Genomic DNA, 22,293 nt, shown 5'->3' with positions numbered 1-22,293 from the left:
GCCACTTTCTTTCGCGCAACGGACAGGCGGAGTAGCCTGGGTGAGGTGCGCGACATCCCCATCGACGAGGTCGACCAGCTCGATCGCGCGGTGGTGGCGATCCGCACCGATTACCCACCGGGACACCGGATTCCCCAGCACCGGCACCGGCGGGCGCAGTTCCTCTACAGCGCGACGGGATCGATGCGGGTCGAAACGGCCGACGGCACGTGGACCATCCCGACCCGGCGCGCGGTGCTCGTCCCGCCGGAGACCGGCCATCAGGTGTTCACGACGACCGTGAGCACCCGGAGCCTGTACATCGAGCCGAAAGCGGTGCCGTGGTTTCCTCGGCGCTGCCAGGTCGTCGAGGTCTCCGCGCTGCTCCGGGAACTGCTGAACGAGGCCGTCGAGGTGCCCGAGTTGTACACCCCGCGCGGCAGAGACGCCGCCCTCATCGGCCTGATCCTGCACGAGATCCGCCGTTCCGCCCCGGTCCGGCTCGATCTCCCCCTCCCGGGACACGAACGGCTTCGCGCACTGTGCGAGTCCTTTTTGGATGGTCCGGACATCCACGATCCCTTGAGCGCCTGGGCGACCAGGCTGCACGTGAGCGAGCGGACGGTGAACCGGATCTTCACCGCCGAAACCGGGATGGGTTTCGCCCGCTGGCGGCAACGAGCCTGCGTCCTGCATTCCCTGTCACTGTTGTCGGAAGGCCGCCCCATCGCGGAGATCGCCGCCTCGCTCGGCTACGAAAGCCCGGCCGCGTTCTCCACGATGTTCACCCGGCTCATCGGCACGTCGCCGAGGGATTACCGCGCGGCTTCCGCGCTCTGACGCCGATGTCTCAACGTGAGACACCACACCCCGACGCTCCGCGGCGGTCATCGCAGACGTTCCGACCCTGCGCGGTCACCGCCATGGTCCTGCCGTTGGCGGTGAACGCGTGCTGCCCGGGTATCGTCGGGGCCGCCATGTGGTGACGTGGCGTCTTACGTTTCGTACGTCGGCGATGATCGACGGAGAAAGCCAATTCTCTTGAGCAGGAAAGCAGGACGATCATGATCTTCATCACGGCGAAGTTCCGGGTCCGTCCCGAACACGCGGACCGGTGGCCGGAAATCGCGCGCGATTTCACCGAAGCGACCCGCGCCGAGCCCGGTTGTCTTTGGTACGACTGGTCCCGCAGCCTGGACGACCCGAACGAGTACGTTCTCGTGGAGGCGTTCCAGGACGACGACGCGGGCGCGGCCCATGTCGGTTCCGAGCATTTCCGCGCGGCACAGCGCGATCTGCCGCAGTACCTGGCCGAGACGCCGCGGATCGTCAACGCGAAGGTCGATCAGGACGGCTGGTCGGAACTGGGCGAACTCGCCGTCGAGTAGGTTCCGCTTTCCGCCTCGGTCCTTTCGCGGGACCGAGGCGGAAGTCCTGCCCACTTCGCCATTCGTAACGTTCGGGCGGCCACGCCGACTATGTGTCCATGGCCGCCCCCACCATCGCCGCCGAGATCAAGACCATCGCCGGCCGGTTGTTCGAACGCCAGGAGTTCAAGCACTACAAGACCTGCCAGGACGAAATCCTGAGTCGCTTGCTGGCCGACGGAACCGAGAAGATCAAGGCGGCGACGGAAGCGGACGCCATCGCGCTCTCGCGCGCCACGTCCCGCTCGGCACGCGAGACGAAAAGGCACTCACGACGGCTCATGTTGAGCCTGCTCTGCCTGAGCGGTGCCCTGATCGCCTTCATCGCCGGCTCCCTGTTCTTGTCGATCGCCTCGAACGCGACCCTCGTCAAAGTCTTGGCCGGAGGCTCCAAGGAGAACTGGGTCGCCAGGGACCCCAACACACTGATCTTCCTGAGCTGGGCCGTCACGGCGATCTGCACGGTCATCATCCTGGAGGAATGGCTCAGAGGCCGTGCCACACTCCGCGCGATCCTCCAGCCCACGAAGACCGCGGCCGACGTACTGGAACGATCGCTGGCGTCATCGGTTCAAGAAGCCCTGTCCGCGGCCATCAACTCGGAACTGGGGCCTCGGGGGATCATCGCGTTCCCCACCCACGCTCCTCGGCTGGTGGAACTCGATGTGGCACATTTTCGTCAATCGCGGACCACCGCCTACATCAAGGAATTCATCCTCGAGCACGAGGCATCCGCTGTGGGTCTCGCGGGAACCCGCGGGTCGGGAAAATCCACCGTGATGCGCTCCCTCGTCGCCGACCCCGAGATCGACGGACCGGTGATCATCGTCCCCTCGCCCGTCCGCTACGACGCTGGTGAATTCATCAGGATTCTGCTCGGTGAGGTCGCCACCGCGATTTCACAAGGCCACAGCCGGCCCACGGGCGGTCGGCTCCGCGGGGCAGTGGAGCGGATCAGCGCGAGAAGGCTGCTCATGCTGGCCTGCTTCGGCATCCTGGCCGGAGTCCTGCCAGACACCTCCACCTCAGCGTCGATGCAAACAAGTTCCGTTTCCTGGTTGCCGAGCAATTCCTTCGGTGGGCTGATCGCCAATGTCACGTCAATCGCCCTGCTCACTCTCGTGATGCTCATACTGATGGGGAAGGTCGCACTCCGCCTCGACGCCGAAGCCCTGCCTCCGGACATCAGGCAAGCCCGCGAACTATTGCGGGAGCTGAGGTGGGAAACGGAGCAAGGGAGCACGACGAAGAGCACTTTGAAGGTCCGGTCCTTCTTCGAAACAAGCGGGGAAAGCAGCCTGAAGCTCAAGAGCCGGGCGATGACGCGGTCTGAGTTGGTCAGCGCGCTCCGTGATCTGCTGAGATGCTTCGCGAGGCACACGAAGACGACGCGCATGGTCATCTGCGTCGACGAACTCGACAAGATCAACGATCCCGATCACCTCGTCGCCATCGTCAACGAGCTCAAAGACCTGTTCCACATTCAGAAAGTGCACTTCCTGGTCACCGTGTCCACGGACGCCCTGGACTCCTTCGAACAGCGTGGGCTGGCGGGACGCGACGCCTTCGACTCGTCCTTCGACACCGTCGTACACACCAACTGGCTGACACTCGACGAGTCACTCGACGTCACGAACTCGCGTTGCACGGGATTTCCGCCCATAGTCGGGATGCTCTGCCATGCCTGGTCCGGTGGGCTGGCCAGGGACCTTCTCCGTGCGGCACGCGGCGCGGTGGAACTCCAGAGACGGACACCGGACGAGCCACTCAGTGTGGACAGGATCATCAGGAACCTGGTCTTCGACGACCTCGAGGGCGCCGTTCGCGCGTCCATGCGCGGCCTGCCCGATTGCGATGAACAACTCGACGGCTTGTGGAGGTTACATCAGTGCCTCGCGGCCGCGCGGCGCGGCGACCTCACACCCGACCAGGCACAAGAAGACATCTCCGGTATGAGTCTCAAGGAACCCGCCCTCCAAGCGCTACTGGCGAAGGCTCGAATTGGCCTGTCGCTGTTGTGGATAGCGGGCATCGCGACTTCGCTGCCCGTCTACTGGATCGAAGGTGGGAAGGCCAGCCTCCATCTCCGCAGAAAGGCCGAGGAACACGCCGCGGCCATCAAGGTGCTCGGCGAACCCACGCCGATTCTGGAACTCGCCGTCCAAACCGCGCTGGGCAAGCTCGACCGGCAGTACTCGAAATGACACGACCTTCCGTCAACCGCGCTGCGCGCGTGCCGCCCCGACGCAATAGGCGCCGAACGCGGCGACCCCCGCGGCCACCACGATGAGCAGCACCGTGCCGAACGGCTGCGCGGCCAGCGTGCGCAGAGCGGCGTCGAGCCCGCCGGAGCGCGACGGATCGTGCTGTATCGCGGCGAATCCGAGGAGCACGGCGACCACGCCGAACACCACGCCCCGGGCCGCGTAGCCGATCCTCCCGAGCCACTCGACCCACCGCCGGGTCCCCGACGGCAGCTTCGAGAGATCGAGGTCTTCCACGAAGGTCCGGCGTACACCCTTGACCACCGAACCCACCGCGACGCCGAACACGATGACGGCCGCCACGATCACCAGGAACGGGCCCGCGGGCAACCCGAGCAGCGTCGCGGTGAGCTCCTGCTGCTTCTGGTCACCGCTGCCCTGTTCTCCCGCGCCGACGGCGAGCCGGGCCGCGTAGAAGCCCAGTGAGACCCCCATCAGGCAGCGCACTCCGGACGTCACCCGCTTGACGGTGCGCTTCTTCTCCTTGTCGATCCACGTGTATCCCACCGCGGCCAGCAGTGCCTGCCACAGGCCGTATGCCACGAGCCCCGCCGCTAGAACCCACAACAGCACGCCGCCCACCGGGGTCGAACCGACTTCGGCGACCGCGCCGCGCCCGTCCGCTTCCTGGCCGGCACCGCCGACCGCGATCCGCACCGCGAGGTACCCGATCAGCAGGTACACCAGGCCGTAGCAGCCCATCCCGATCCGTCCGAGCACCTGGACGGCCTTGTGGTGGCGCACCTGTCTCGCCTTGGTCGCGGACATCCGGATCACCCTCCTCTTCGAGTCTTCCCCCGAGTTTCGCGGCCAACCCCCGAAACCGCCGTGTGACTGGTCCATCCGGCCCAACGGCGTGATCGACAAAGCGACAGCGGCCTCGCTACGTTGAGAAATCTCCGGCCGGAAGGAAGTGCCGTGCGCTCACTGGTCCGCAAACTGACGTCGACCGCCCTGGTCCTGCTCGCCACCTTCGCCCCGTCCCCTGCCGCGACCGCCGAACTCGCGGCGAGCAAGAAGGGCGTCAGCGTGAACACCGTCGCGGGGGTGAACGAAGCCCTGCGGGACGTGCGCGCGAGTTGGTTCTACAACTGGGCTTCCGATCCTCAAGGCGTCGCCAAACCGGCCGGAACCGAGTTCGTTCCGATGATCTGGGGCGCCGGTTCGGTCACCCCGCAGAACCTGGCCACGGCGAAGGCGCAGGGTTCGACCTTGCTGGGTTTCAACGAACCCGACATGTCCGGTCAGGCGAACATGACCGTCGAGCGGGCCCTCTCGCTCTGGCCGCAGCTCCAGGGAACGGGCATGCGCCTCGGCGCGCCCGCCGTCGCGTTCGGCGGCGACCGGGCGGGCGGCTGGCTGGACCGGTTCATGAGCGGCGCGGCCGCCCAGGGCCGACGCGTGGACTTCATCCCGCTGCACTGGTACGGCGGCGACTTCTCCGCGGCCGCCGTCGGCCATCTTCGCGGATACCTCCAGGCGGTTCACGACCGTTACCGCAAGCCGATCTGGCTCACCGAGTACGCGCTCACCGACTTCACGCAGAACCCGCCGCGATACCCCAGCCAGGAGCAGCAGGCCGCTTTCGTCACCGACTCGACGGCCATGCTCAGGGGGCTTCCGTTCGTGGAGCGCTACTCCTGGTTCACCCTCTCCACCAAGACCGCTCCGACCGGTCTCTACGACGGCACGCGCGCGAACCGGAGCGGTGTCGCCTACCGAGCGGCGGGGTGAGTCCGGCCACCCCTGGTCGCCCGCAGTTCGTGAAGGTCGGGATTCCACGGCTGAGCCGAGGGAAGGAGGCCTTCACGCGATCAATCCACCCCCGAGAAAATCCAGCAGGTGATGTCGGATCGCCCCCAGCCCGTTCGTAGAGGAGGTGAAAGCAAGCCCGGACTCACTGAAGGAGCCATCATGACCGCGACCTACACCTTCGACGTCTTCTCCAGCCTCGACGGCTACGGCTCCCACACGGGCGACTGGGGTGGTTACTGGGGCAAGCAGGGCCCGGAGTTCCTGGAGCGCCGCCTCGCCCTGTACAGTGAGAAGCAGCGGATGGTCTTCGGCGCCACGACATACCGCGAGAACGTGGAGATGCTGTCGGGCGTCGTCGAGATCGAGGCGCTCGACCCGTGGATCGCCCGACTGAAGAACCTTCCGGCGACGGTGGTGTCGACGACGCTGCGGGAACCGCTCGATTGGCCGGACACGACGATCGTGAACGGCGACGCCGTCGACGTCGTCGCCAAGCTCAAGGAAGAATCCGACGTGCCGCTGCGTTCGCACGGCAGCCTGGCGATGAACCGCGCGCTGATGGCCGCCGGTCTGGTCGACCGGGTCCAGGTGACGATCTTCCCGGTACTCACCGGCGAGACCGGAGCGGCACGGATCTTCGAGGGCGCCGCCGACTTCGACCTCGAACTGATCGAAAGCCGGACACTCGACGGGCACACCCAAGAGCTCGTCTACCGGCCCACCCGCCATCACTCGCGCTGATCGTCCACAAACAACTAGCGCTCGCTCACCCATGCCCGGAGTCGGCATCGCGGTCAGTCGAACAACGGTCCGCCGTCAAGACCGGCCGGCCCCTGCCAATCGGTCTCGATCACACAGCCGTCCGGAAGAACTCCGATCTCTCGGCTGTGGACGTCGTCCAAGATCCCGGATACGTCGTCGGCCAAGCCGTCCACCTCCTCCGATTCAGCACGCCGGAGGCGTTCCACCAGCCGTGCGGGAACGCCGACCCGAACGCCGAAGTCCGGGAACTCGACAGCCTCGAAAGCTCCCCGCTCTTCACGTTCTCCCGACTCCAGGACCCGCAAAAATGGCCGATAGTACGAGAGTAGGTAGTCATCTCTTTCGACATCGAAGAATGAAGGCTCGTCAATGTCTTTCACGGGATCGAACGCGTCCACCTGCATCGCACCATTGCGCTGCGGAAAGTAGGCGACACACCCGACCGCGACCCACGGAGGCTTGCCTTCGATCTCGGAGACCGAGCGCTTCTGCGCGACAAGCGTCCTTCTGAGCTCTAGCGGAACACTCCCGGAGCGTCCCTTCGCCTCAGCCACCACCCAGCCGTTTGGCGACGGGCCGAACAGGTCGGCTCGACGAGTACCACCGAACCGCAAATGGTACTGCGGCGCGTAACGGTCAACATGAAGAAGATGAGTGACACCGAGCTGCTCTCGGCAGAATATCGACGTCATCGCCTGCCCAAGAGCGTACGAAATCGCGACGGATTCGGATCTGTCCAACGACAGCGCGAGACTCGACCTGATCAGGTCGGCATTGAACGTGCGCTCCAGATAGGCCGGGATCATCGACACTCGGTGCAGCCATTCATACACGGACGCCTTACCATGAGCGCCCCGATGCCCTGGGGCACGCCCGGTGACGAACAGGGCATGAGCCAGATCGTCTGCCGAGAAGCAAAGGTCACCACGAGGAACCGCTGAATTCGGAGGGAAGTCGAAGGCCCAGAAAGGCACACGGAAATCGGGCGGCGGGTTCCTTGTCAGAGACACTCCCGCAACCTATCGCCCGCTTCCACAGGACACCGGACGCCCTGAATTCCAGGTTCAGCCACAAAGGACTCTCTGGTGATCTTGCCGAGCGCGTCGACGATCAAGGTTCGCAGCCAGCGATGCGCGGCGTCCCGGTCATGGCGGGCATGCCAGGCGAGGACGGCCGGTATCGGCGGAGTGGCCCCCGGCATGGGATACGCGCGCAGCGAGGGCGGGAGCGCGTGCCGCGTGAGCAGCCGGGGAGCGACCGTCACCAGGTTGTGCGTGTCCACGATCCGGAGCGCCAACGCCAGCGTCGGCACGGTGAAGGCGATCTTCCGGCGGAGTTTGCGAGCCTTCAGCAGATCGTCGACGTGGTTGTGACGTCCGCCTTCGCGGGAGATCACCACATGCGGGAGCGCGGCGAGCGCGTCCCACGTCGACGGCGGCCGCGGCAGGTCACGGCGGCCGATCACGGCCAGTTCGTCGGTGAGCACCGTGGTCGAACGCGCCTCGGTGTGCGTCGGGACCTGATTGGTGATCTGGAGATCGGCGCGACCCCGCCGCAGATCGTCGGCGGCGGGGACGGCGGCGTCGCTGAGGACGCGCAGGCAGACCCCGGGCGCCATCCGCGCGAGGTCGGCGGCGAGGTACGCGACGAGCGCGTCGATGACGACGTCGTTGCACTGCACGGTGAAGGTGCGTTCCAAGGTAGCCGGGTCCACCTCCGCCGCCGGGGTCAGCACCGCCTGCGCGCGGGTGACCAGCTGGTGCACCTCGTCGCGGATCTGCTCGGCGTAGGGCGTGGGCAGCATCGCGCGGCCGGACCGGACGAGGATCTGGTCGCCGGTGGCCCGCCGGATCCGGGCGAGGGCACGACTCATGGCCGGCTGCGTGAGATACAGCCGGTCGGCCGCCCCGGTGACGCTGCGCTCGTCGAGCAGCGCGTCCAGGGTGACCAGCAGATTCAGGTCCAAATGCACATGGGTAATGCTAGTCATACCCAGCTATGCATTTGAAGTCATTCACTTTCCCCTCTTGGCTGGTCTTATGCGCACTGTGATCGTGGGAGCGGGACTGGTCGGGCTCACCACCGCGGCGTCGTTACGCCTGATCGGGCACGACGTCACCGTGCTGGAACACGCCCCGGAGGTGCGGGCGGTGGGTGCCGGGATCGGCCTGTGGCCCAACGCGTTGCGGGAGTTCGACAAGCTGGGCATCGGCGACGCCGTCCGCCGCATGGGGGACACCGTCGACGCCTGGTTCTTCGACGCCGCCGGGAAACCGGAACGCGCGGACGGCTACGACCCGTCTCGGTACCGATTCCTGATGGTGCCGCGGCCGGGCCTGAACACCCTGCTGGCCGAGACCGTCGGCCTGGAGCGGATCCGGCTGGGCACCCATGTCACCGGCTTCACCGAACACGACACCCACGTGGAGGTGCACGTCTCCGACGGCCCGTCTTCGCGGGCGGATCTCCTGATCGGCGCGGACGGCGTCTACTCCGACGTCCGCGCCGCCCTGGTGCCGGGCAGCTCGGCGGTCGAACACGAGGGCAACCGTGTCTGGCGGGCGATGGTGCCTTCCGGCGACGAGCGTCCGGGCACGACGAGTTGGCGGCGATGATCGCCGCGACGCCGGAGGAGGCCATCCTGGAGAACCAGATCATGCTCGTCCCGCGGCTGCCATACTGGACCACCGGCAGGGTCGCGTTGATCGGGGACGCCGCGCACGGTCTGTCCCCCCACCTCGCGGTGGGCGGCACGCTGGGGATCGAAGACGCCGGGGTCCTGCGCGCCGAACTGGACGGCGAAACAGACCCCGCCGAAGCTCTCGTCCGCTACGAAACCGCCCGCCGCGCACGGATGGACAGAGTGCGCGAACACTCCGACGCGATCGAATACGCCGATGGAGCCGTCGAGAACGCTGAACGTTTCGCCGCCTTCAGCGACTGGATGCTCAGCACCGCACCCGCGACCTGAGTCAGCGGCTGAGCCAGGGCGCCAGCAGCGCTTCGAGGTCGGCGTCCGACAGCGCGTACGGGCCACCGTGGAACTCGTGCCAGCGCGAAGCGTCCCGCGCCGCGGTGTACTCCACCTCGAACGCCCGCATCAGCACGTACATGAAGGTCACCGAGCTGAACCGCTCGCCCAGCAGCGTCCGCGCCTCACGCGCGACCCCTGTCGCACCATGGCCGAGCACGTCCGCGAGCCGGAGCTCTTCCGCAGCCGGATCCAACAGGCTGGGGGCATACATCACGACAAAATCTCCATCGCTGAAAGGAAAAAAATCAGTTCTCGGCCGCGAGCTGACCGCAAGCCGCCGCGATCTCCTGGCCACGCGTGTCACGCACCGTGCACGCTACCCCGCCCGCGTTCACCAGCCGGACGAACTCCCGCTCCACCGGCTTCGGCGACGCGTCCCACTTGCTGCCCGGAGTCGGGTTCAGCGGGATCACGTTCACATGCACCAACTGACCCAGGTGCTGACGAAGACGCTTCGCCAGCAACTCGGCCCGCCAAGGCTGATCGTTGATGTCCCGGATCAGCGCGTACTCGATCGAAACCCGCCGTCCCGACGTGTCCGCGTAGTACCGGGCCGCGGACAGGACCTCGTCCACCGACCAGCGCTCGTTCACCGGCACCAGCGTGTCGCGCAACTCGTCGTCCGGCGTGTGCAGCGAGACCGCCAGCCGCACCTGCATCTTCTCGTCCGCCAGCTTGCGGATCGCCGGCGCGAGACCGACGGTCGACACCGTCACCGAACGCTGGCCGATCCCCAGCCCGTCCGGCGAGGGATCCGTGATCCGCCGGACCGCCGCCACCACCCGCTTGTAGTTCGCGAGCGGCTCGCCCATACCCATGAAGACGATGTTCGACAGGCGGCCGGGGCCGCCCGCCATCTCGCCGTCGCGCATCACGGCGGCGGCCGAACGGACCTGGTCGACGATCTCCGCCGTCGAAAGGTTCCGGTCGAGACCGCCCTGTCCGGTCGCGCAGAACGGGCACGCCATGCCGCAGCCCGCCTGGCTCGAGATGCACAGGGTCGCGCGGTCCGGGTAGCGCATGAGCACGCTCTCCAGCAGCGTCCCGTCATGCGCGCGCCACAGGGTCTTGCGGGTGGTGCCGTCGTCGCAGGCGAGCGCCTTGATCTCGGTGAGCAGCGTCGGCATCAGGTCGCCGACGAGCTTCTCCCGCGACGCCGCCGGGATGTCGGTCATCTCCTCCGGGTTCACCGTGAGCCGCGAGAAGTAGTGGTTCGACAGCTGCTTCGCGCGGAACGGCTTCTCACCCAGCTCGGCGACGGCCTCGGCCCGCTCGGCGGCGGTGAGGTCGGCGAGGTGGCGCGGCGGAAGGCCGCGCTTGGGCGCGTCGAAGACGAGAGGGAGGGCAGTCATAGCTCACTCAGTGTCCCATGTCCACCTTCGACGCGCCCGGGCCGCCCCGGGTCACTGTTCCCCAGGTCACGTGAACCACACCCGGCCCGCACCGTGCGGATCGCATACGAGGAGACGCGCGTACGTCATATCCGGTCCGAGACTCGGTGAGCGGAGGTGATCCACCATCATTCCCGAAACCACGGTTCTCCTCACCGGATCCCGGGCGCTCACCGAGCCGCTCGCGGACCTGCTCGCCGTCAGCGGGTACGTGAACGTGGGAATCCTGCGCGATCTGTCCGAAGCGGACGCGGAGCACACCGTCGTGGTCGCGGCCTTCGACCATCCCGCCCGTGCCGAGCTGACCACTTTGGACACCTTGTGCGCCGGGAACGGCGTGCGGTGGCTGCCACTGCGCCGCGAACGCGGCCGGGTGATCGCCGGGCCCGCCATCGCCCCCGGCGGGATCGATTTCGCCGACGTCGTCGCCCGCCGGCGCGCGGCCTCGCGGGAACTTCACACGCTCGACGCGATCCCGCCCGCGCTGGGTCCGGGAGATCTCCGCTGGGTGCTGGCGAACGTCGCCACGCACCTCGAACGCTGGCTCTCGGGCGGGCGGACCGCGATCACCACCGGCGAGATCGAGCTGAACCCGGCGGAGCTGACTGAGATCCGCCGCCCGGTCCTTCCCGTCCCGGATCGCGCCCGGGCCGTCTCCGCGCCCGCGTCGCTGATCGACGACCGGACCGGGATCGTGACCGGGCTCCGCGAGATACCGCCGTCGCCGGGCATGCCCGCCAGGCTGCGCGTGTGCCAGGCCGACGTCGCGGACATGCGCCGCGTCACGAACTGGCCCAATGACCGCGAAGCCGTCGGCGCGGCGTGGCACGATTTCGATCTCGCCCGGCAGGCAGCCATCGACGAAGCAGTGAAGCGTTACTGCGGCAGCTGGCTCGCTCCGGATCGCGAAGTGCGCTTCAGCAGCTACGAGCAGCTCGCTCGATACGGCGTCCCAGCGCTCGACCCTCGCCGCCTGAAGCTCTACTCGGCCGAGCGGTACCGCTCCCCCGGCTTCCCCTTCGCACCGCTGAAGACGGACTCGGACTGCTCGTGGGTGGAGGGCTTTTCCCACACCACCGGGGAGGCCGTCTGGGTACCGGCGTTCTTGGTTTCCCGCGAACGGCAAGCGGGAGAAGCCCGCTTCGCCGATCCTCTCCCCGCCGGCCTCGCCACCGGAACCTCCGCAGAGCAGGCTGTCACATCCGGTCTCGAAGAGGCCCTCGCAGGCGACCCCACCACACTCTGGTGGACCGGCATGCCCCGTCTCGCGCGGCTCCCGATCCCGGACGGGATCCGGTCGCTGATCGCCGACACCGCGGACGGCCACGAGGTCACGCTCATCCCGCTCGACAACGAATTCGACGTCCCGGCGATCGCCGCCGCGGTGTTCGACCGCGTGGCGCGCCGCCTGTCCCTCGGTTTCGCCGTCCGGCCGGACGCGCTCGAAGCCGCCAAGGAGGCACTCGCCGAGGGTTTCGCGCTGCATCACACCTATCGGGCCCTCGACGACGAGCGCGGCCTGTCCGCCTTGCGCCGGGAGCACGGCGACCTCAAGCCGTACCGGGCGGACAGGCGCTATCTCGACTCCTATCGCGACGACTTCGCCGACGTCACCGATCCCCTTTGCCTCCACCAGATCCGCCTCGATCCGCGAGCGGGCGGCCGGGTCGCGGCACGGCTGCGCAACCTGCCGGACCGTGCTTGGGACGATCTGCCCGCGCTCGGGGAACGGCGGCTCAAGGCGTATCAGGACCGAGTCGAAGCACGCGGCTTCGAGGTCATCAGCGTCGATCTCACGACCTGTGACGTCGCGGCCGCCGGACACCATGTCGCGCACACCCTGGTGCCGGGTCTCGTGTCACCGCTCCCCCGAACCTGACGAGCACAAGCCGCTGAGACACAGCTCACCCGAGGAGGGTTGCCGTGCGACCGGTTCCGATATATCGTGAACGAGTCGGAACATTACGTAGAGAGGATGCACATCATGCGACGACGACCTTTCCCTTCAGAACACGGCCGACCCGCCTTCGGGCCCTGGGCTCGCGGCGGCTTCGGCGACTTCCCCCCGGGCCCGGGTGGGCCCGGCCACCGTCATCGGCACGGCCGACGAGGTGGCCCTGGCGGACGGCGCGGCAAGCGCGGTGACGTCCGCGCCGCGATCCTCGCGCTGCTTTCCGAACAGCCGAGGCACGGTTACGAGATCATCCGCGAGATCGGCGAGCGCAGCGGCGGCTTCTGGAAGCCGAGCCCCGGCTCGGTCTACCCGACCTTGCAGATGCTGGCCGACGAAGGCCTGGTGATCAGCAAGGACGAGAGCGGCAAGAAGCTGTTCGAACTCACCGAATCCGGCCGCGCGGCGGCCGAACAGCAGGACGCCGTCCCGCCGTGGGAGCAGATCGCCCACGACGTCGACCCGGTCGAGGTGAACTTGCGCAAGGCGGGGGCGACCCTGGCCGCGGCTGTCGCGCAGGTCATGCACGCCGGCAGCGAGGGCCAGCAGGCCCGGACCGTCGACGTCCTCAACGAGGCGCGCCGGACGATCTACGGCATCCTCGGCGAGGCCGACGACACCACTCCGGACGCGGCTTCCGCCGAGGACATGGAGTGACCAGGCACGACGAGGCCGGTGGGCTTGGTGCGCGTATGCACGCGATAGCCCACCGGCAGCGTCACCCGCTCCGCACCGGCGCCTGACGAAACCTCGTTCAGGCGCCGGACCTCCGCGACCGCCTTCTCCGCGACCGGAGCGCTGAACTCGATCTTCAGCACCGCTTCCATCGCGGCGGCGTCCTCGAACAGCCACCGCGTCATCACCTTGCGGCAGTCGAATCCCTGACGGGCGAAGAACTTCTCGACTCCCGGCGGGTCGTAGTGCGGCAGATCCAGCCGCATCCAGCGCCCGTAAGGCTCACTGGTCACATCGAGATCCACGATCAGCAGCGTCCCGCCCGGCCGCAGCACCCGCTCCGCCTCGCGAAGGCCGGGTTCACAGCCTGGGCCGAAGAAGTACGCTGTCCGCGCGTGGACGACGTCGAAAGCCGCGTCCGGCACCGGAAGCCGCTGCGCACGGCCTTGCCGCACCTCGACGTTCGGCAGCTCCCCGACGCGGCGCCGCGCGTCACGGACGAGCGGCTCGTGCGGCTCGATCCCGAGCACCGATCGCGCGGTCGCGGCGAAACGGGGCAGGTGGAACCCGTCTCCGCAACCGATGTCGAGCACGTCGGCACCGGACCAGTCCCGGGCTCCGGCGAGCACCCGCCAGATCTCGTCGTCGACGTCCTGCGCGCGGTTCTCGACCTCGTAAGCCTTTTGGTAGTACCAGATGTTCGGACTCGGCAGCACCTCGTCACCGCCGCGGCGGAAGGAGGAGACAGCTCGGGGAAACCAGCGCACGGAAGCTCCAACGATGGGACACCGGGCCGGGTTCCGGGCCACCCGGTTCGAAATCTCTCACGGAAACAATGCGGATAGCGACTAGACTTTACTCTCCCCACCGGTTAGGGAGAACCGCATGTCGCTTGGCTCGGCCGCCCACACTTCCGTAATCCCTTCAGGAATCCCGTGCTGGATCGAACTCGCGTGCAGAGACGAAGCGGCCGTTCAAACCTTCTACAGCGGACTTTTCGACTGGGAGTTCACCGTTCAGCGTGATCCCGCGACGCCGACGGGCCGCTACTCGATCGCGACGCTCAACGGCGTCCCGGCCGGTGGCCTGTACCGCGCGGGCGCGGAGGGACCGTTCGGCTGGAGCGTCCACATCTCGGTGCCCCAAGCGGCCGCGGCCGCCGAATGGGTGGACAGTCTCGGTGGCCGGGTCACGCTCGGACCGGTGGCGATTCCCCATCGTGGCAACATCATCCACGCCGTCGACGCGTGCGGGGCGCACGTCGTCTTCTGGGAGCCCCCGGCCACCTGGGAGTTCGCGACCGGCGTGCCCAACACCTTCAGCGGCGCGGACCTGAACACCCACGACGGCGCGGCGGCGGACCACTTCTACTGCCGTCTCTTCGACTACACCAGCCACCAGATCGGCGACGGCACGTCGCTCGACTACGCCGAATGGCTCATCGAGCACGAACCGGTGCTGTACCGGTACGTGATGGGTTCGGAATACCGGCCGGACACCCCGCCGCACTGGATGGTCTACCTTGAACTCGACCCGGCCCGCGGGGCGGACGCCACGGCGGGGCAGGCCCTGATGCTCGGCGGCGCCGTCGTCGTCCAGCCCTACGACACCCCGTTCGGCCGGATGGCGATCCTCGCCGACCCGGACGGCTCGGTGTTCGCCGTGATCGACCACTCCCGGGCCGTCGAAGGCTGGGGCAGCGCCGAAGTCGACGATCCTTACGACGACTGAAAAGGAGCCGGGATGACCACGTCATCCCGGCTCTTTCGTCAGATACCCGCCCAGAACCCGCAGTTGTGCACGGCCGCGAGGTCGACCGGGCCGATCGCGCCCGGTGCCAGTGACTGGGTTCGCGGCGAAGGACGCCACTTCGGCAGGTCCTCGCCGTTCGGATCGCCGGTCCTCGCGAACCGGGTCCAGTACTGAATCATTTGTGCCGCGAGCTCCTGCTGCGCTGGAGTCAATTTCACCGGAAGCCCGGCGATATCAGACAAATAACTCAATTCGGATCCATGTGAGGCGCCCATGCGCATTCCAGGAGGGGCCGGGAGAAGCGGCGGAGCGTCCCGGTCGGCGAATTCGTAGCCGAAAGTCCGTGTCCGCTCGCGCAGCAACCGCTCGGTCCCCACCTGGGGGCAGCCCCAGATCCTGTCGGTCATCGCGTCCGCGAACGCCATCGCCGGGCTGCCGTGCTTCGCAGACGGATACCGGGCGGCGACGAGCGGCGCCTTCTCCCCGAAGGCGGTCCGCAGCAGTTCTCGGTAGTGCTCCTCCGTGAACGGATGGCCGGGGTACAGGGAGACGAACAACCTCGCCTCGTCCCTGGTCACGCCCGTCAGCACCGGGACGCGGGCGAAGTGGCCTGCCTTCAGCGCGGTCGCCGGATGCTCGGGAAGCAGGCCGGTGCCGAACGCGGGGGTCGCGAGCGGCTGATTCACGAGATCCTTGACCGGGAGACGGCGAAGGCAAGCGACGTCGGCACAGCCGAGCTTCTTGGCCGCGTCGGCGCCCATCGCTTCGACGGTGGCACGCGGCAGATACGGCGAACCCGCCGGTACGCCGGGGGCGAAGCCGCCGTCAGGCCAGGTCAGGGTGCACGGACCGCTCTGGATGATCGCGCGGTGGAACAATCCCGCGGCCGACGGCGAGGCCAGCTGAGCGCACGTGCTCATCCCTCCGGCGGACTCACCGAACAGCGTGACGTTCCGGGGATCGCCCCCGAACGCGCGGGCATTGCGCTGCACCCAGCGAAGAGCGGCCTGCTGGTCCTGGAGGCCGAAGACGCCGGAGTCGCGTCCGAGCTCCGGGTGGCCGAAGAAGCCGAACACGCCCAGCCGGTAGTTCACGGTCACCACGACGACGTCCCCGCCGAGGGCCATGCGCTTGAAGTCGTAATCGCCGCCGGCGCCGGAGGTGAACCCGCCACCGTGCACCCAGACCATCACCGGCCGCGGCTTGTGCGCCGCTTTGGCCGGGCTGATCACGTTGAGATACAGGCAATCCTCGTCGTCGCTCGGGGCCGAACCGAGCCCCGGCCCCTGCGCGCAGCGGGGACCGGGCTTGCTCGCGTCCCGCACGGCGGTCCACGGCGTGGGTCTGGCCGGAGGCGCCCAGCGCAGGTCACCGACGGGTGGCGCGGCGAACGGAATGCCTTGGAAACTCCGGTATTCGCTGGTGCTCACGCCGCGAACGGGACCGGAATCCGTGCGGACGACCGGGCTTTCACCCGCTTCCGCCACGGCTGTCGTCAGGGCGCCGAACGTGACCACGCTCAGTGCCAGGGCCAGAAGTCGCTTACTCATCCGTCGAGTTCGCATACTTCGACCTTGGCCCAGGGCGCCGGGCTTGTCACACGGGTTTCGCCTACAAGGGGACGGGGACGAACGCGGAAAGCAGCAGCCAGGAGACGACGGCCGAAGGGAGCAACGAGTCGAGCCGGTCCATCAGCCCGCCGTGCCCCGGCAGCATGTTCCCCATGTCCTTGACGCCGAGGTCGCGTTTGATCAGCGACTCGACGAGATCGCCGAGCGTCGCGGTGCAGACGATCGCCGCGCCGAACAGCACGCCCTGCCAGGCGTGGCCGTCGAGCAGCAGGCTCAGGGTCAGCGCACCGGCGACCACACCGGCCACGAGCGAACCGGCGAAGCCCTCCCAGGTCTTCTTCGGGCTGATGCTGGGCGCCATCGGGTGCTTGCCGCCCAGCACGCCGGCGATGTAGCCGCCGGTGTCCGAGGCGACGACGCCGATCATGAACGCCAGGACCCGGCCGACACCGTCCTCCGGCGGGACGAGCATGGCGGCGAAGGCGCCGAAAAGCGGGATGTACGCGGCGGCGAAGACCGACGCGCTGATATCGCGCAGGTAGCCGTCCGCCCCACCGGGCAACCGCCACAGCAGGCAGACGAGCACCGTCAGCACGAACGCCGTCAGCGCGCCTTCGCGGCCGTACGGCCAGGCCAGCCAGATCATCGCCTGACCGCCGACGAGCACCGGGACCAGCGCGATCCGGATGCCCGCCGCGCGCTTCAGTGCCCCGGCCAGCTCGATCGTGCCGACCGCGATCGCGATCGCGATGATGCCGATGAACAGGAAGCGCACGGTGAGCAAGGACGTGACGATCGCCGCCCCCAGCAGCAACCCGACCCCGATCGCGGCGGGCAGGTTGCGGCCGGCGCGGGAAACCTTCCGCGCCGGTTCCGGCACGGTTTCGGGCTCCGGCATCGCCGCCGGAGCCGGTTCCGGGGCGTCCACCCGGTCCTCGCGTTCCTCGCTCACCTGGCTCATCAGACCTCGAGTAGCTCGGCTTCCTTGTGTTTCACCAGCTCGTCGACCTTGTGCGTGTACGAGTCGGTGAGGTTCTGCAGTTCCTTCTCGGCGTGGACGACCTCGTCCTCGCCCGCCTCGCCGTCCTTCTTGATCCGGTCCAGCTCTTCCTTGGCCTTGCGGCGGACGCTGCGGATCGAGACGCGGGCGTCCTCACCCTTGGCCTTGGCGACCTTCACCATCTCCTTGCGGCGCTCTTCGGTGAGCTGCGGGATGACGATGCGGATCACGTTGCCGTCGTTGCTCGGGTTCACGCCGAGGTCCGACTCGCGGATCGCCTTCTCGATGGCGTTGAGCGAGGTCTGGTCGTAAGGCTTGACCAGCGCCATCCGGGCTTCGGGGATGTTGACGCCCGCCAGCTGGTTCAGCGGGGTCGGCGCGCCGTAGTAGTCGACGACAACGCGCGAGAACATCCCGGGGTGGGCCCGGCCGGTGCGTACCGACGACAGGTCCTCCTTGGCGACGGACACCGCTTTTTCCATCTTCTCCTCGGCGTCGAGGAGGGTCTCGTCGATCACGGCAACTCCCGTTGTTGTGTATGCGTACCGATTACGGAGATCAGAGCAGGACTACGCGGACACCCCGTCGGCGGGGGTGTCGACCAGGGTGCCGATCCTCTCACCACTGACCGCACGAGCGATGTTCCCCTCGGTGAGCAGATTGAACACGATGATCGGCATGTTGTTGTCCATGCACAGGCTGAACGCGGTGGCGTCGGCGACCTTGAGGTCCCGCTCCAGCACCTCGCGGTGGCTGATCTCGTGGAACATCTCGGCGGTCGGGTCGCTCTTCGGGTCCGCGGTGTAGACGCCGTCGACGGCCTTCGCCATCAAGACGGCTTCGCAGCCGAGTTCGAGCGCGCGCTGCGCGGCGGCGGTGTCGGTCGAGAAGTACGGCATGCCGACCCCGGCGCCGAAGATGACGACGCGGCCCTTCTCCAGGTGACGCTCGGCGCGGCGCGGGATGTACGGCTCGGCGACCTGCCCCATGGTGATGGCGGTCTGCACGCGGGTGGGCAGGCCCTCCTTCTCCAGGAAGTCCTGCAACGCCAGGCAGTTCATGACGGTGCCGAGCATCGCCATGTAGTCGGCGCGGTCACGGTCCATGCCGCGCTGCGACAGTTCCGCGCCGCGGAAGTAGTTGCCGCCGCCGATCACGACGGCGATCTGCACCCCCGTGCGTGCGACGTCGGCGATCTGCTGGGCGACCGAGTGCACCACATCCGGATCAACCCCGATGGAACCGCCGCCGAACATCTCGCCGCCCAGTTTCAGCAGCACCCGCCGGTATCCGCCTTCGACCCGGACACCCATGTCGCCCTCCCTAATGCTCTGAAACCCGACTGTGCCCCGTCCCCGATGGACGGAGACGGGGCACAGTGGTGGTTCTTTGTGTTCCGCGCCTGGATCAGGCCTGGCCGACCTCGAACCGGGCGAACCGGCTCACGGCCACGCCGGCCTCGTCGAGCAGGGCCTTGACGGTCTTCTTGTTGTCCTTGACCGACGGCTGCTCGAGCAGGACGTTGTCCTTGTAGTAGGCGTTGACCTTGCCCTCGATGATCTTGGGCATGGCCTGCTCCGGCTTGCCCTCTTCGCGGGCTGTCGCCTCGGCGACGCGGCGCTCGTTCTCGACGATCTCGGCCGGGACCTCTTCGCGGGTGAGGTACTTGGCCTTGAGCGCGGCGACCTGCATGGCGGCGCCACGAGCGGCCTCGGCGGCGGCTTCGCCCTCACCGGTGTACTCGATGAGCACGCCGACGGCGGGGGGAAGGTCCGCACCGCGACGGTGCAGGTACGTGGTGGTGGTGCCCTCGTAGGCGGCGACACGGCGCAGCTCGAGCTTCTCACCGATACGGGCGGCCAGCTCCTGGACCTGCTCGTCGACGGTCTTGCCGTCGAGCGAGGCGGCCTTCAGCTTCTCGACGTCGCTGGTCTTCTCGGCCTTCGCGACCTCGACGATCTTCGCGGCGAGAGCCTGGAAGTCCTCGTTCTTCGCGACGAAGTCGGTCTCGGAGTCGAGCTCGATCAGGACGCCGCCGTCACCGGCGACGAGGCCCTCGGCGGTGGCGCGCTCGGCGCGCTTGCCGACGTCCTTGGCGCCCTTGATGCGCAGGAACTCGACGGCCTTGTCGAAGTCGCCGTCGTTCTCCTCAAGCGCCTTCTTGCAGTTCATCATGCCGGAGCCGGTCAGCTCGCGGAGACGCTTCACGTCTGCGGCGGTGTAGTTCGCCATCGTGGGTGTATCCGTCCTTTTCAGGTACGAGAAAGTCTTTTGGGGAGGTACTCGTGGGGCCGCCCGGAGGCGGCCCCACGAGCGGGTGGATCAGGAGGAGGCGGTGGCCTGCTCGGCCGGGGCCTCGGTGGTCGCGCCGGTCGCGGCGGCGGCTTCCTTGGCGTCCGCGGCGGCGGTCTCGGAGCCGGCGAGCAGCTCCTTCTCCCACTCGGCCAGCGGCTCGTCCGTGGCGACGCCCGCCTCGGGCTTGGCGTCGGCGGAGGAACCGTTGCGGCTGGAGCGGGCCATCAGACCGGCGGCGGCGGCCTCGGCCACGACCTTGGTCAGCAGCGCGGCCGAACGGATCGCGTCGTCGTTACCCGGGATCGGGTAGTCGACCTCGTCGGGGTCGCAGTTGGTGTCCAGGATCGCGACGACTGGGATGTTCAGCTTGCGAGCCTCGCCGACGGCGATGTGCTCCTTCTTCGTGTCGACGATCCACACGATGCTCGGCACCTTGGCCATGTCGCGGATACCGCCGAGGGTCTTCTCGAGCTTGTCCTTCTCACGGGTGAGCGTGAGGATCTCGCGCTTGGTCAGGCCGGCGAAGCCGCCGGTCTGCTCCTGCGACTCGAGCTCCTTCAGGCGGAGGAGACGCTTGTGCACCGTCTGGAAGTTGGTCAGCATGCCGCCGAGCCAGCGCTGGTTCACGTAGGGCATGCCCACGCGGGAGGCCTCGGAGGCGATGGCTTCCTGGGCCTGCTTCTTCGTGCCGACGAACATGATGGTGCCGCCGTGCGCGACGGTTTCCTTGATGAACTCGAACGCACGGTCGATGTACGTCAGCGTCTGCTGCAGGTCGATGATGTAGATGCCGTTGCGCTCGGTGAAGATGTAGCGCTTCATCTTCGGGTTCCACCGACGGGTCTGGTGCCCGAAGTGCACGCCGCTGTCGAGCAGCTGCTTCATGGTGACGACGGCCATTGCCGGAATCAACCTCTTCTGTGTCGTGCGCGCCCGGCCTGGCCGGAACGCGCTTGCTCGGTTCGTCGCTCTCGGCCGGGTGGCCGATCGCCCTGGTGCAGATGCTCGGGCCCGGACCCGGAAGTCGAGTAACCCCAAGGACCGCCGGGCCGTGTGCCCCCGCTTGTCCTGACCCTCCGTGAGGAGATCGGCCATCGGGAGCGCGCACGTGCACGCGAAGTCAGTCCACTGCCGCGGACCGCGCAAAAGAGTCTACTCCCTGTCGCCACCGGGTACCGCACCGGCAGCCCCTGATGAGAGGGGTTGTCCACAACCGCCCCGGTTATCCACAGATTCCCCCGGCGCGCCCCGCTCGCCACGCCGTCCCCCCAAGCTGGAAAACATGACCACGACATCCTGTTCCCGCCCCGTCACCAGGCATTCCTTCGCGATCGACCGCACCGGCGGCAGGCACCGCCGCCCGGGGCGTCCTCGACGCCTTCCCCGCCTCACGATCCTTGCGACCGTGCTCGCGCTCTTGACCGCTTCGACGATGCCGGGAACGGCCAGAGGCGCGCCCTCTCCGCAAGGACGCCTCTCCTGGCCGCTCTCGTCGGCACCCAGTGTCACCAGGTACTTCGAGCCGCCATCGACGCCGTACGGTCCCGGCCACCGGGGCGTCGACCTCGCCGCCGCACCGGGTACGAACGTGCTCGCGGCCGCCGAAGGAGTGGTGATGTTCGCCGGGCAGGTGGCGGGCCGCGGGGTGGTTTCGATCGATCACGAAGGAGGCCTGCACACCACCTACCAACCCCTCAGTCCGACGGTCACCGCGGGTGATCAGGTCTACCGGGGCCAAGTGCTCGGAACGCTCGTCGCCGGCCATCCTGGCTGCCCCGAGCCGGCTTGCTTGCATTTCGGTGTCCGGCGGGGCGCGGAGTACGTCGATCCGCTCGCGTTGATCGGCGAACCGTCCGAGATCCGCCTCAAACCGTGGGAAGGAGACTGACCCCTGTCCCGGAACCTTCGCCAGGTGTTCCGCCCGGCTGAGCACGCTTCCGTCCACTACCCACGGCTGCCGCCCAGTTGATCGCACGAGTTCCGCCTCTGGTCACGCAAGTCCCGCCCCCGATCACACGAGCCTCGCCCCTGGCCACGCGAGTCCCGCCTCCAATCACGCAAGTCCCGCCTCCAATCACGCGAGTCCCGCCCCCGATCACGTGAGTCCCGCCTCTGATCACACGAGCTGCGGCCCTGGCCACGCAAGTCCCGCCTCTGGTCACGCGAGTCCCGGCCCTGATCACACGAATCCCGCCCCTGGCCACGCAAGTCCCGCTCCCGAGCACGGGTGTCGTCCGCCCAATCACGCGTGTCGGCCACCTGATCACGTGTGTCGTCCGGCCCCGCGTCGCGCGAGTCCCCGCCCGAGCACGCGAGTCTCGCCCTGGCCACGCGAGTCGCACCGGCCCCATCACACGAGACCCGCCCTGGCCTCGCGAGATCCGTCCGCAAGCACACGTGTCCCGCGCCCGATCACACGAGTCCCGGCTCCGAACAC

Annotated in this window: 24 protein-coding genes; 11 read left to right on the top strand and 13 right to left on the bottom strand. The window is 67.9% G+C overall.

Annotated features, from left to right (window positions below):
- The first annotated feature begins 45 nt into the window (after positions 1–45).
- On the top strand, positions 46–819 hold the full coding sequence (locus tag CFP71_RS06815) for an AraC family transcriptional regulator (protein ID WP_093932966.1): 774 nt from the start codon (positions 46–48) through the stop codon (positions 817–819).
- Positions 820–1,043: 224 nt separating this feature from the next.
- Complete coding sequence (locus tag CFP71_RS06810) at positions 1,044–1,367, top strand: putative quinol monooxygenase (protein ID WP_005154651.1); 324 nt, start codon at positions 1,044–1,046, stop codon at positions 1,365–1,367.
- Between the two features lie 172 nt (positions 1,368–1,539).
- Here CFP71_RS06810 and CFP71_RS44040 read toward each other — a convergent pair whose 3' ends face one another.
- Positions 1,540–1,869 carry a hypothetical protein gene (locus CFP71_RS44040; protein WP_167406023.1) on the bottom strand — a complete coding sequence of 110 codons (330 nt, stop codon included), beginning with the start codon at positions 1,867–1,869 and terminating at the stop codon, positions 1,540–1,542.
- A 190-nt stretch (positions 1,870–2,059) separates the two neighbouring features.
- Here CFP71_RS44040 and CFP71_RS06805 point away from each other — a divergent pair, with 190 nt between their 5' ends.
- Complete coding sequence (locus tag CFP71_RS06805; protein WP_167406022.1) at positions 2,060–3,610, top strand: P-loop NTPase fold protein; 1,551 nt, start codon at positions 2,060–2,062, stop codon at positions 3,608–3,610.
- Positions 3,611–3,622: 12 nt separating this feature from the next.
- On the opposite strand, the gene CFP71_RS06800 is transcribed toward CFP71_RS06805, so the two are convergent.
- Positions 3,623–4,438: a DUF1206 domain-containing protein gene (locus tag CFP71_RS06800; protein WP_093932996.1), complete on the bottom strand. Its 816-nt coding sequence runs from the start codon at positions 4,436–4,438 to the stop codon at positions 3,623–3,625.
- Between the two features lie 150 nt (positions 4,439–4,588).
- Between CFP71_RS06800 and CFP71_RS06795 the strand changes: the two genes are divergently transcribed.
- On the top strand, positions 4,589–5,404 hold the full coding sequence (locus CFP71_RS06795; protein WP_244199579.1) for a glycoside hydrolase family protein: 816 nt from the start codon (positions 4,589–4,591) through the stop codon (positions 5,402–5,404).
- Positions 5,405–5,584: 180 nt separating this feature from the next.
- On the top strand, positions 5,585–6,166 hold the full coding sequence (locus tag CFP71_RS06790; protein ID WP_093932964.1) for a dihydrofolate reductase family protein: 582 nt from the start codon (positions 5,585–5,587) through the stop codon (positions 6,164–6,166).
- A gap of 53 nt (positions 6,167–6,219) precedes the next feature.
- On the opposite strand, the gene CFP71_RS06785 is transcribed toward CFP71_RS06790, so the two are convergent.
- Complete coding sequence (locus CFP71_RS06785) at positions 6,220–7,020, bottom strand: hypothetical protein (RefSeq protein ID WP_143267044.1); 801 nt, start codon at positions 7,018–7,020, stop codon at positions 6,220–6,222.
- Between the two features lie 167 nt (positions 7,021–7,187).
- Positions 7,188–8,159, bottom strand: coding sequence for a LysR family transcriptional regulator (locus CFP71_RS06780; protein WP_244199578.1), 972 nt, complete (start codon positions 8,157–8,159; stop codon positions 7,188–7,190).
- Positions 8,160–8,226: 67 nt separating this feature from the next.
- Between CFP71_RS06780 and CFP71_RS44845 the strand changes: the two genes are divergently transcribed.
- Together CFP71_RS44845 and CFP71_RS44840 are read left to right on the top strand one after the other, a co-directional pair.
- Entirely contained in the window at positions 8,227–8,802 is a 576-nt protein-coding gene (locus CFP71_RS44845; RefSeq protein ID WP_244199577.1) for an FAD-dependent monooxygenase, read from the top strand.
- On the top strand, positions 8,799–9,158 hold the full coding sequence (locus CFP71_RS44840) for an FAD-dependent oxidoreductase (RefSeq protein WP_244199576.1): 360 nt from the start codon (positions 8,799–8,801) through the stop codon (positions 9,156–9,158). The genes CFP71_RS44845 and CFP71_RS44840 overlap by 4 nt, the downstream gene beginning before the upstream one ends.
- 1 nt (position 9,159) lies before the next feature.
- On the opposite strand, the gene CFP71_RS06770 is transcribed toward CFP71_RS44840, so the two are convergent.
- On the bottom strand, positions 9,160–9,432 hold the full coding sequence (locus CFP71_RS06770) for a hypothetical protein (protein WP_093932962.1): 273 nt from the start codon (positions 9,430–9,432) through the stop codon (positions 9,160–9,162).
- A gap of 34 nt (positions 9,433–9,466) precedes the next feature.
- Entirely contained in the window at positions 9,467–10,573 is a 1,107-nt protein-coding gene (rlmN, locus tag CFP71_RS06765) for a dual-specificity RNA methyltransferase RlmN (RefSeq protein ID WP_093932961.1), read from the bottom strand.
- Positions 10,574–10,829: 256 nt separating this feature from the next.
- Here rlmN and CFP71_RS06760 point away from each other — a divergent pair, with 256 nt between their 5' ends.
- Both CFP71_RS06760 and CFP71_RS06755 read left to right on the top strand, forming a co-directional pair.
- Complete coding sequence (locus tag CFP71_RS06760; RefSeq protein WP_244199575.1) at positions 10,830–12,491, top strand: YcaO-like family protein; 1,662 nt, start codon at positions 10,830–10,832, stop codon at positions 12,489–12,491.
- A 105-nt stretch (positions 12,492–12,596) separates the two neighbouring features.
- Positions 12,597–13,220: a PadR family transcriptional regulator gene (locus CFP71_RS06755; RefSeq protein ID WP_093932994.1), complete on the top strand. Its 624-nt coding sequence runs from the start codon at positions 12,597–12,599 to the stop codon at positions 13,218–13,220.
- Here the strand turns inward: CFP71_RS06755 and CFP71_RS06750 are convergent.
- A complete protein-coding gene (locus tag CFP71_RS06750) occupies positions 13,154–14,005 on the bottom strand; it encodes a class I SAM-dependent methyltransferase (protein WP_093932959.1) in 852 nt (283 codons plus the stop codon). The genes CFP71_RS06755 and CFP71_RS06750 overlap by 67 nt on opposite strands.
- A 118-nt stretch (positions 14,006–14,123) precedes the next feature.
- Here CFP71_RS06750 and CFP71_RS06745 point away from each other — a divergent pair, with 118 nt between their 5' ends.
- Positions 14,124–14,969, top strand: a complete 846-nt coding sequence (locus CFP71_RS06745; RefSeq protein WP_093932958.1) for a VOC family protein — start codon at positions 14,124–14,126, stop codon at positions 14,967–14,969.
- A gap of 38 nt (positions 14,970–15,007) precedes the next feature.
- Here the strand turns inward: CFP71_RS06745 and CFP71_RS06740 are convergent, their stop codons facing one another.
- The 6 genes from CFP71_RS06740 to rpsB all read right to left on the bottom strand — a co-directional run bounded on the left by CFP71_RS06740 (position 15,008) and on the right by rpsB (position 20,756).
- Positions 15,008–16,540: a carboxylesterase/lipase family protein gene (locus CFP71_RS06740; RefSeq protein WP_244199574.1), complete on the bottom strand. Its 1,533-nt coding sequence runs from the start codon at positions 16,538–16,540 to the stop codon at positions 15,008–15,010.
- A gap of 61 nt (positions 16,541–16,601) precedes the next feature.
- Entirely contained in the window at positions 16,602–17,522 is a 921-nt protein-coding gene (locus tag CFP71_RS06735) for a phosphatidate cytidylyltransferase (protein ID WP_093932957.1), read from the bottom strand.
- A complete protein-coding gene (frr, locus tag CFP71_RS06730; protein ID WP_020630578.1) occupies positions 17,522–18,079 on the bottom strand; it encodes a ribosome recycling factor in 558 nt (185 codons plus the stop codon). Before frr ends, CFP71_RS06735 begins: the two co-directional genes overlap by 1 nt.
- A 51-nt stretch (positions 18,080–18,130) precedes the next feature.
- Positions 18,131–18,874: a UMP kinase gene (gene pyrH, locus CFP71_RS06725; protein ID WP_016336220.1), complete on the bottom strand. Its 744-nt coding sequence runs from the start codon at positions 18,872–18,874 to the stop codon at positions 18,131–18,133.
- Positions 18,875–18,968: 94 nt separating this feature from the next.
- Positions 18,969–19,793, bottom strand: a complete 825-nt coding sequence (tsf, locus tag CFP71_RS06720) for a translation elongation factor Ts (RefSeq protein WP_093932956.1) — start codon at positions 19,791–19,793, stop codon at positions 18,969–18,971.
- A 90-nt stretch (positions 19,794–19,883) separates the two neighbouring features.
- Positions 19,884–20,756, bottom strand: a complete 873-nt coding sequence (rpsB, locus tag CFP71_RS06715) for a 30S ribosomal protein S2 (protein ID WP_093932955.1) — start codon at positions 20,754–20,756, stop codon at positions 19,884–19,886.
- A gap of 382 nt (positions 20,757–21,138) precedes the next feature.
- On the opposite strand from rpsB, the gene CFP71_RS06710 reads away from it, so the two are divergent.
- Positions 21,139–21,744: a murein hydrolase activator EnvC family protein gene (locus CFP71_RS06710; RefSeq protein ID WP_093932954.1), complete on the top strand. Its 606-nt coding sequence runs from the start codon at positions 21,139–21,141 to the stop codon at positions 21,742–21,744.
- The last annotated feature ends 549 nt before the right edge of the window (positions 21,745–22,293 follow it).

Origin of the sequence: Amycolatopsis thailandensis (assembly GCF_002234405.1) — a bacterium.
GTDB lineage: Bacteria > Actinomycetota > Actinomycetes > Mycobacteriales > Pseudonocardiaceae > Amycolatopsis > Amycolatopsis thailandensis.
The sequence above is the reverse complement of the archived record's forward strand: the minus strand, read 5'-3'. Positions and strand labels throughout refer to the sequence as shown.

Excerpts from the sequence above, each read along its gene's own strand:
- CFP71_RS06770 (WP_093932962.1), bottom strand. The coding sequence starts at position 9,432 with ATGTATGCCCCCAGCCTGTTGGATCCGGCTGCGGAAGAGCTCCGGCTC.
- CFP71_RS44845 (WP_244199577.1), top strand. The coding sequence starts at position 8,227 with ATGCGCACTGTGATCGTGGGAGCGGGACTGGTCGGGCTCACCACCGCG.
- rlmN (WP_093932961.1), bottom strand. The coding sequence starts at position 10,573 with ATGACTGCCCTCCCTCTCGTCTTCGACGCGCCCAAGCGCGGCCTTCCG.
- CFP71_RS06745 (WP_093932958.1), top strand. The coding sequence starts at position 14,124 with ATGTCGCTTGGCTCGGCCGCCCACACTTCCGTAATCCCTTCAGGAATC.
- pyrH (WP_016336220.1), bottom strand. The coding sequence starts at position 18,874 with ATGGGTGTCCGGGTCGAAGGCGGATACCGGCGGGTGCTGCTGAAACTG.
- CFP71_RS06810 (WP_005154651.1), top strand. The coding sequence starts at position 1,044 with ATGATCTTCATCACGGCGAAGTTCCGGGTCCGTCCCGAACACGCGGAC.
- tsf (WP_093932956.1), bottom strand. The coding sequence starts at position 19,793 with ATGGCGAACTACACCGCCGCAGACGTGAAGCGTCTCCGCGAGCTGACC.
- CFP71_RS06755 (WP_093932994.1), top strand. The coding sequence starts at position 12,597 with ATGCGACGACGACCTTTCCCTTCAGAACACGGCCGACCCGCCTTCGGG.
- CFP71_RS44840 (WP_244199576.1), top strand. The coding sequence starts at position 8,799 with ATGATCGCCGCGACGCCGGAGGAGGCCATCCTGGAGAACCAGATCATG.
- CFP71_RS06790 (WP_093932964.1), top strand. The coding sequence starts at position 5,585 with ATGACCGCGACCTACACCTTCGACGTCTTCTCCAGCCTCGACGGCTAC.
- CFP71_RS06735 (WP_093932957.1), bottom strand. The coding sequence starts at position 17,522 with ATGAGCCAGGTGAGCGAGGAACGCGAGGACCGGGTGGACGCCCCGGAA.
- rpsB (WP_093932955.1), bottom strand. The coding sequence starts at position 20,756 with ATGGCCGTCGTCACCATGAAGCAGCTGCTCGACAGCGGCGTGCACTTC.
- CFP71_RS06800 (WP_093932996.1), bottom strand. The coding sequence starts at position 4,438 with ATGTCCGCGACCAAGGCGAGACAGGTGCGCCACCACAAGGCCGTCCAG.
- CFP71_RS06710 (WP_093932954.1), top strand. The coding sequence starts at position 21,139 with ATGACCACGACATCCTGTTCCCGCCCCGTCACCAGGCATTCCTTCGCG.
- CFP71_RS06740 (WP_244199574.1), bottom strand. The coding sequence starts at position 16,540 with ATGAGTAAGCGACTTCTGGCCCTGGCACTGAGCGTGGTCACGTTCGGC.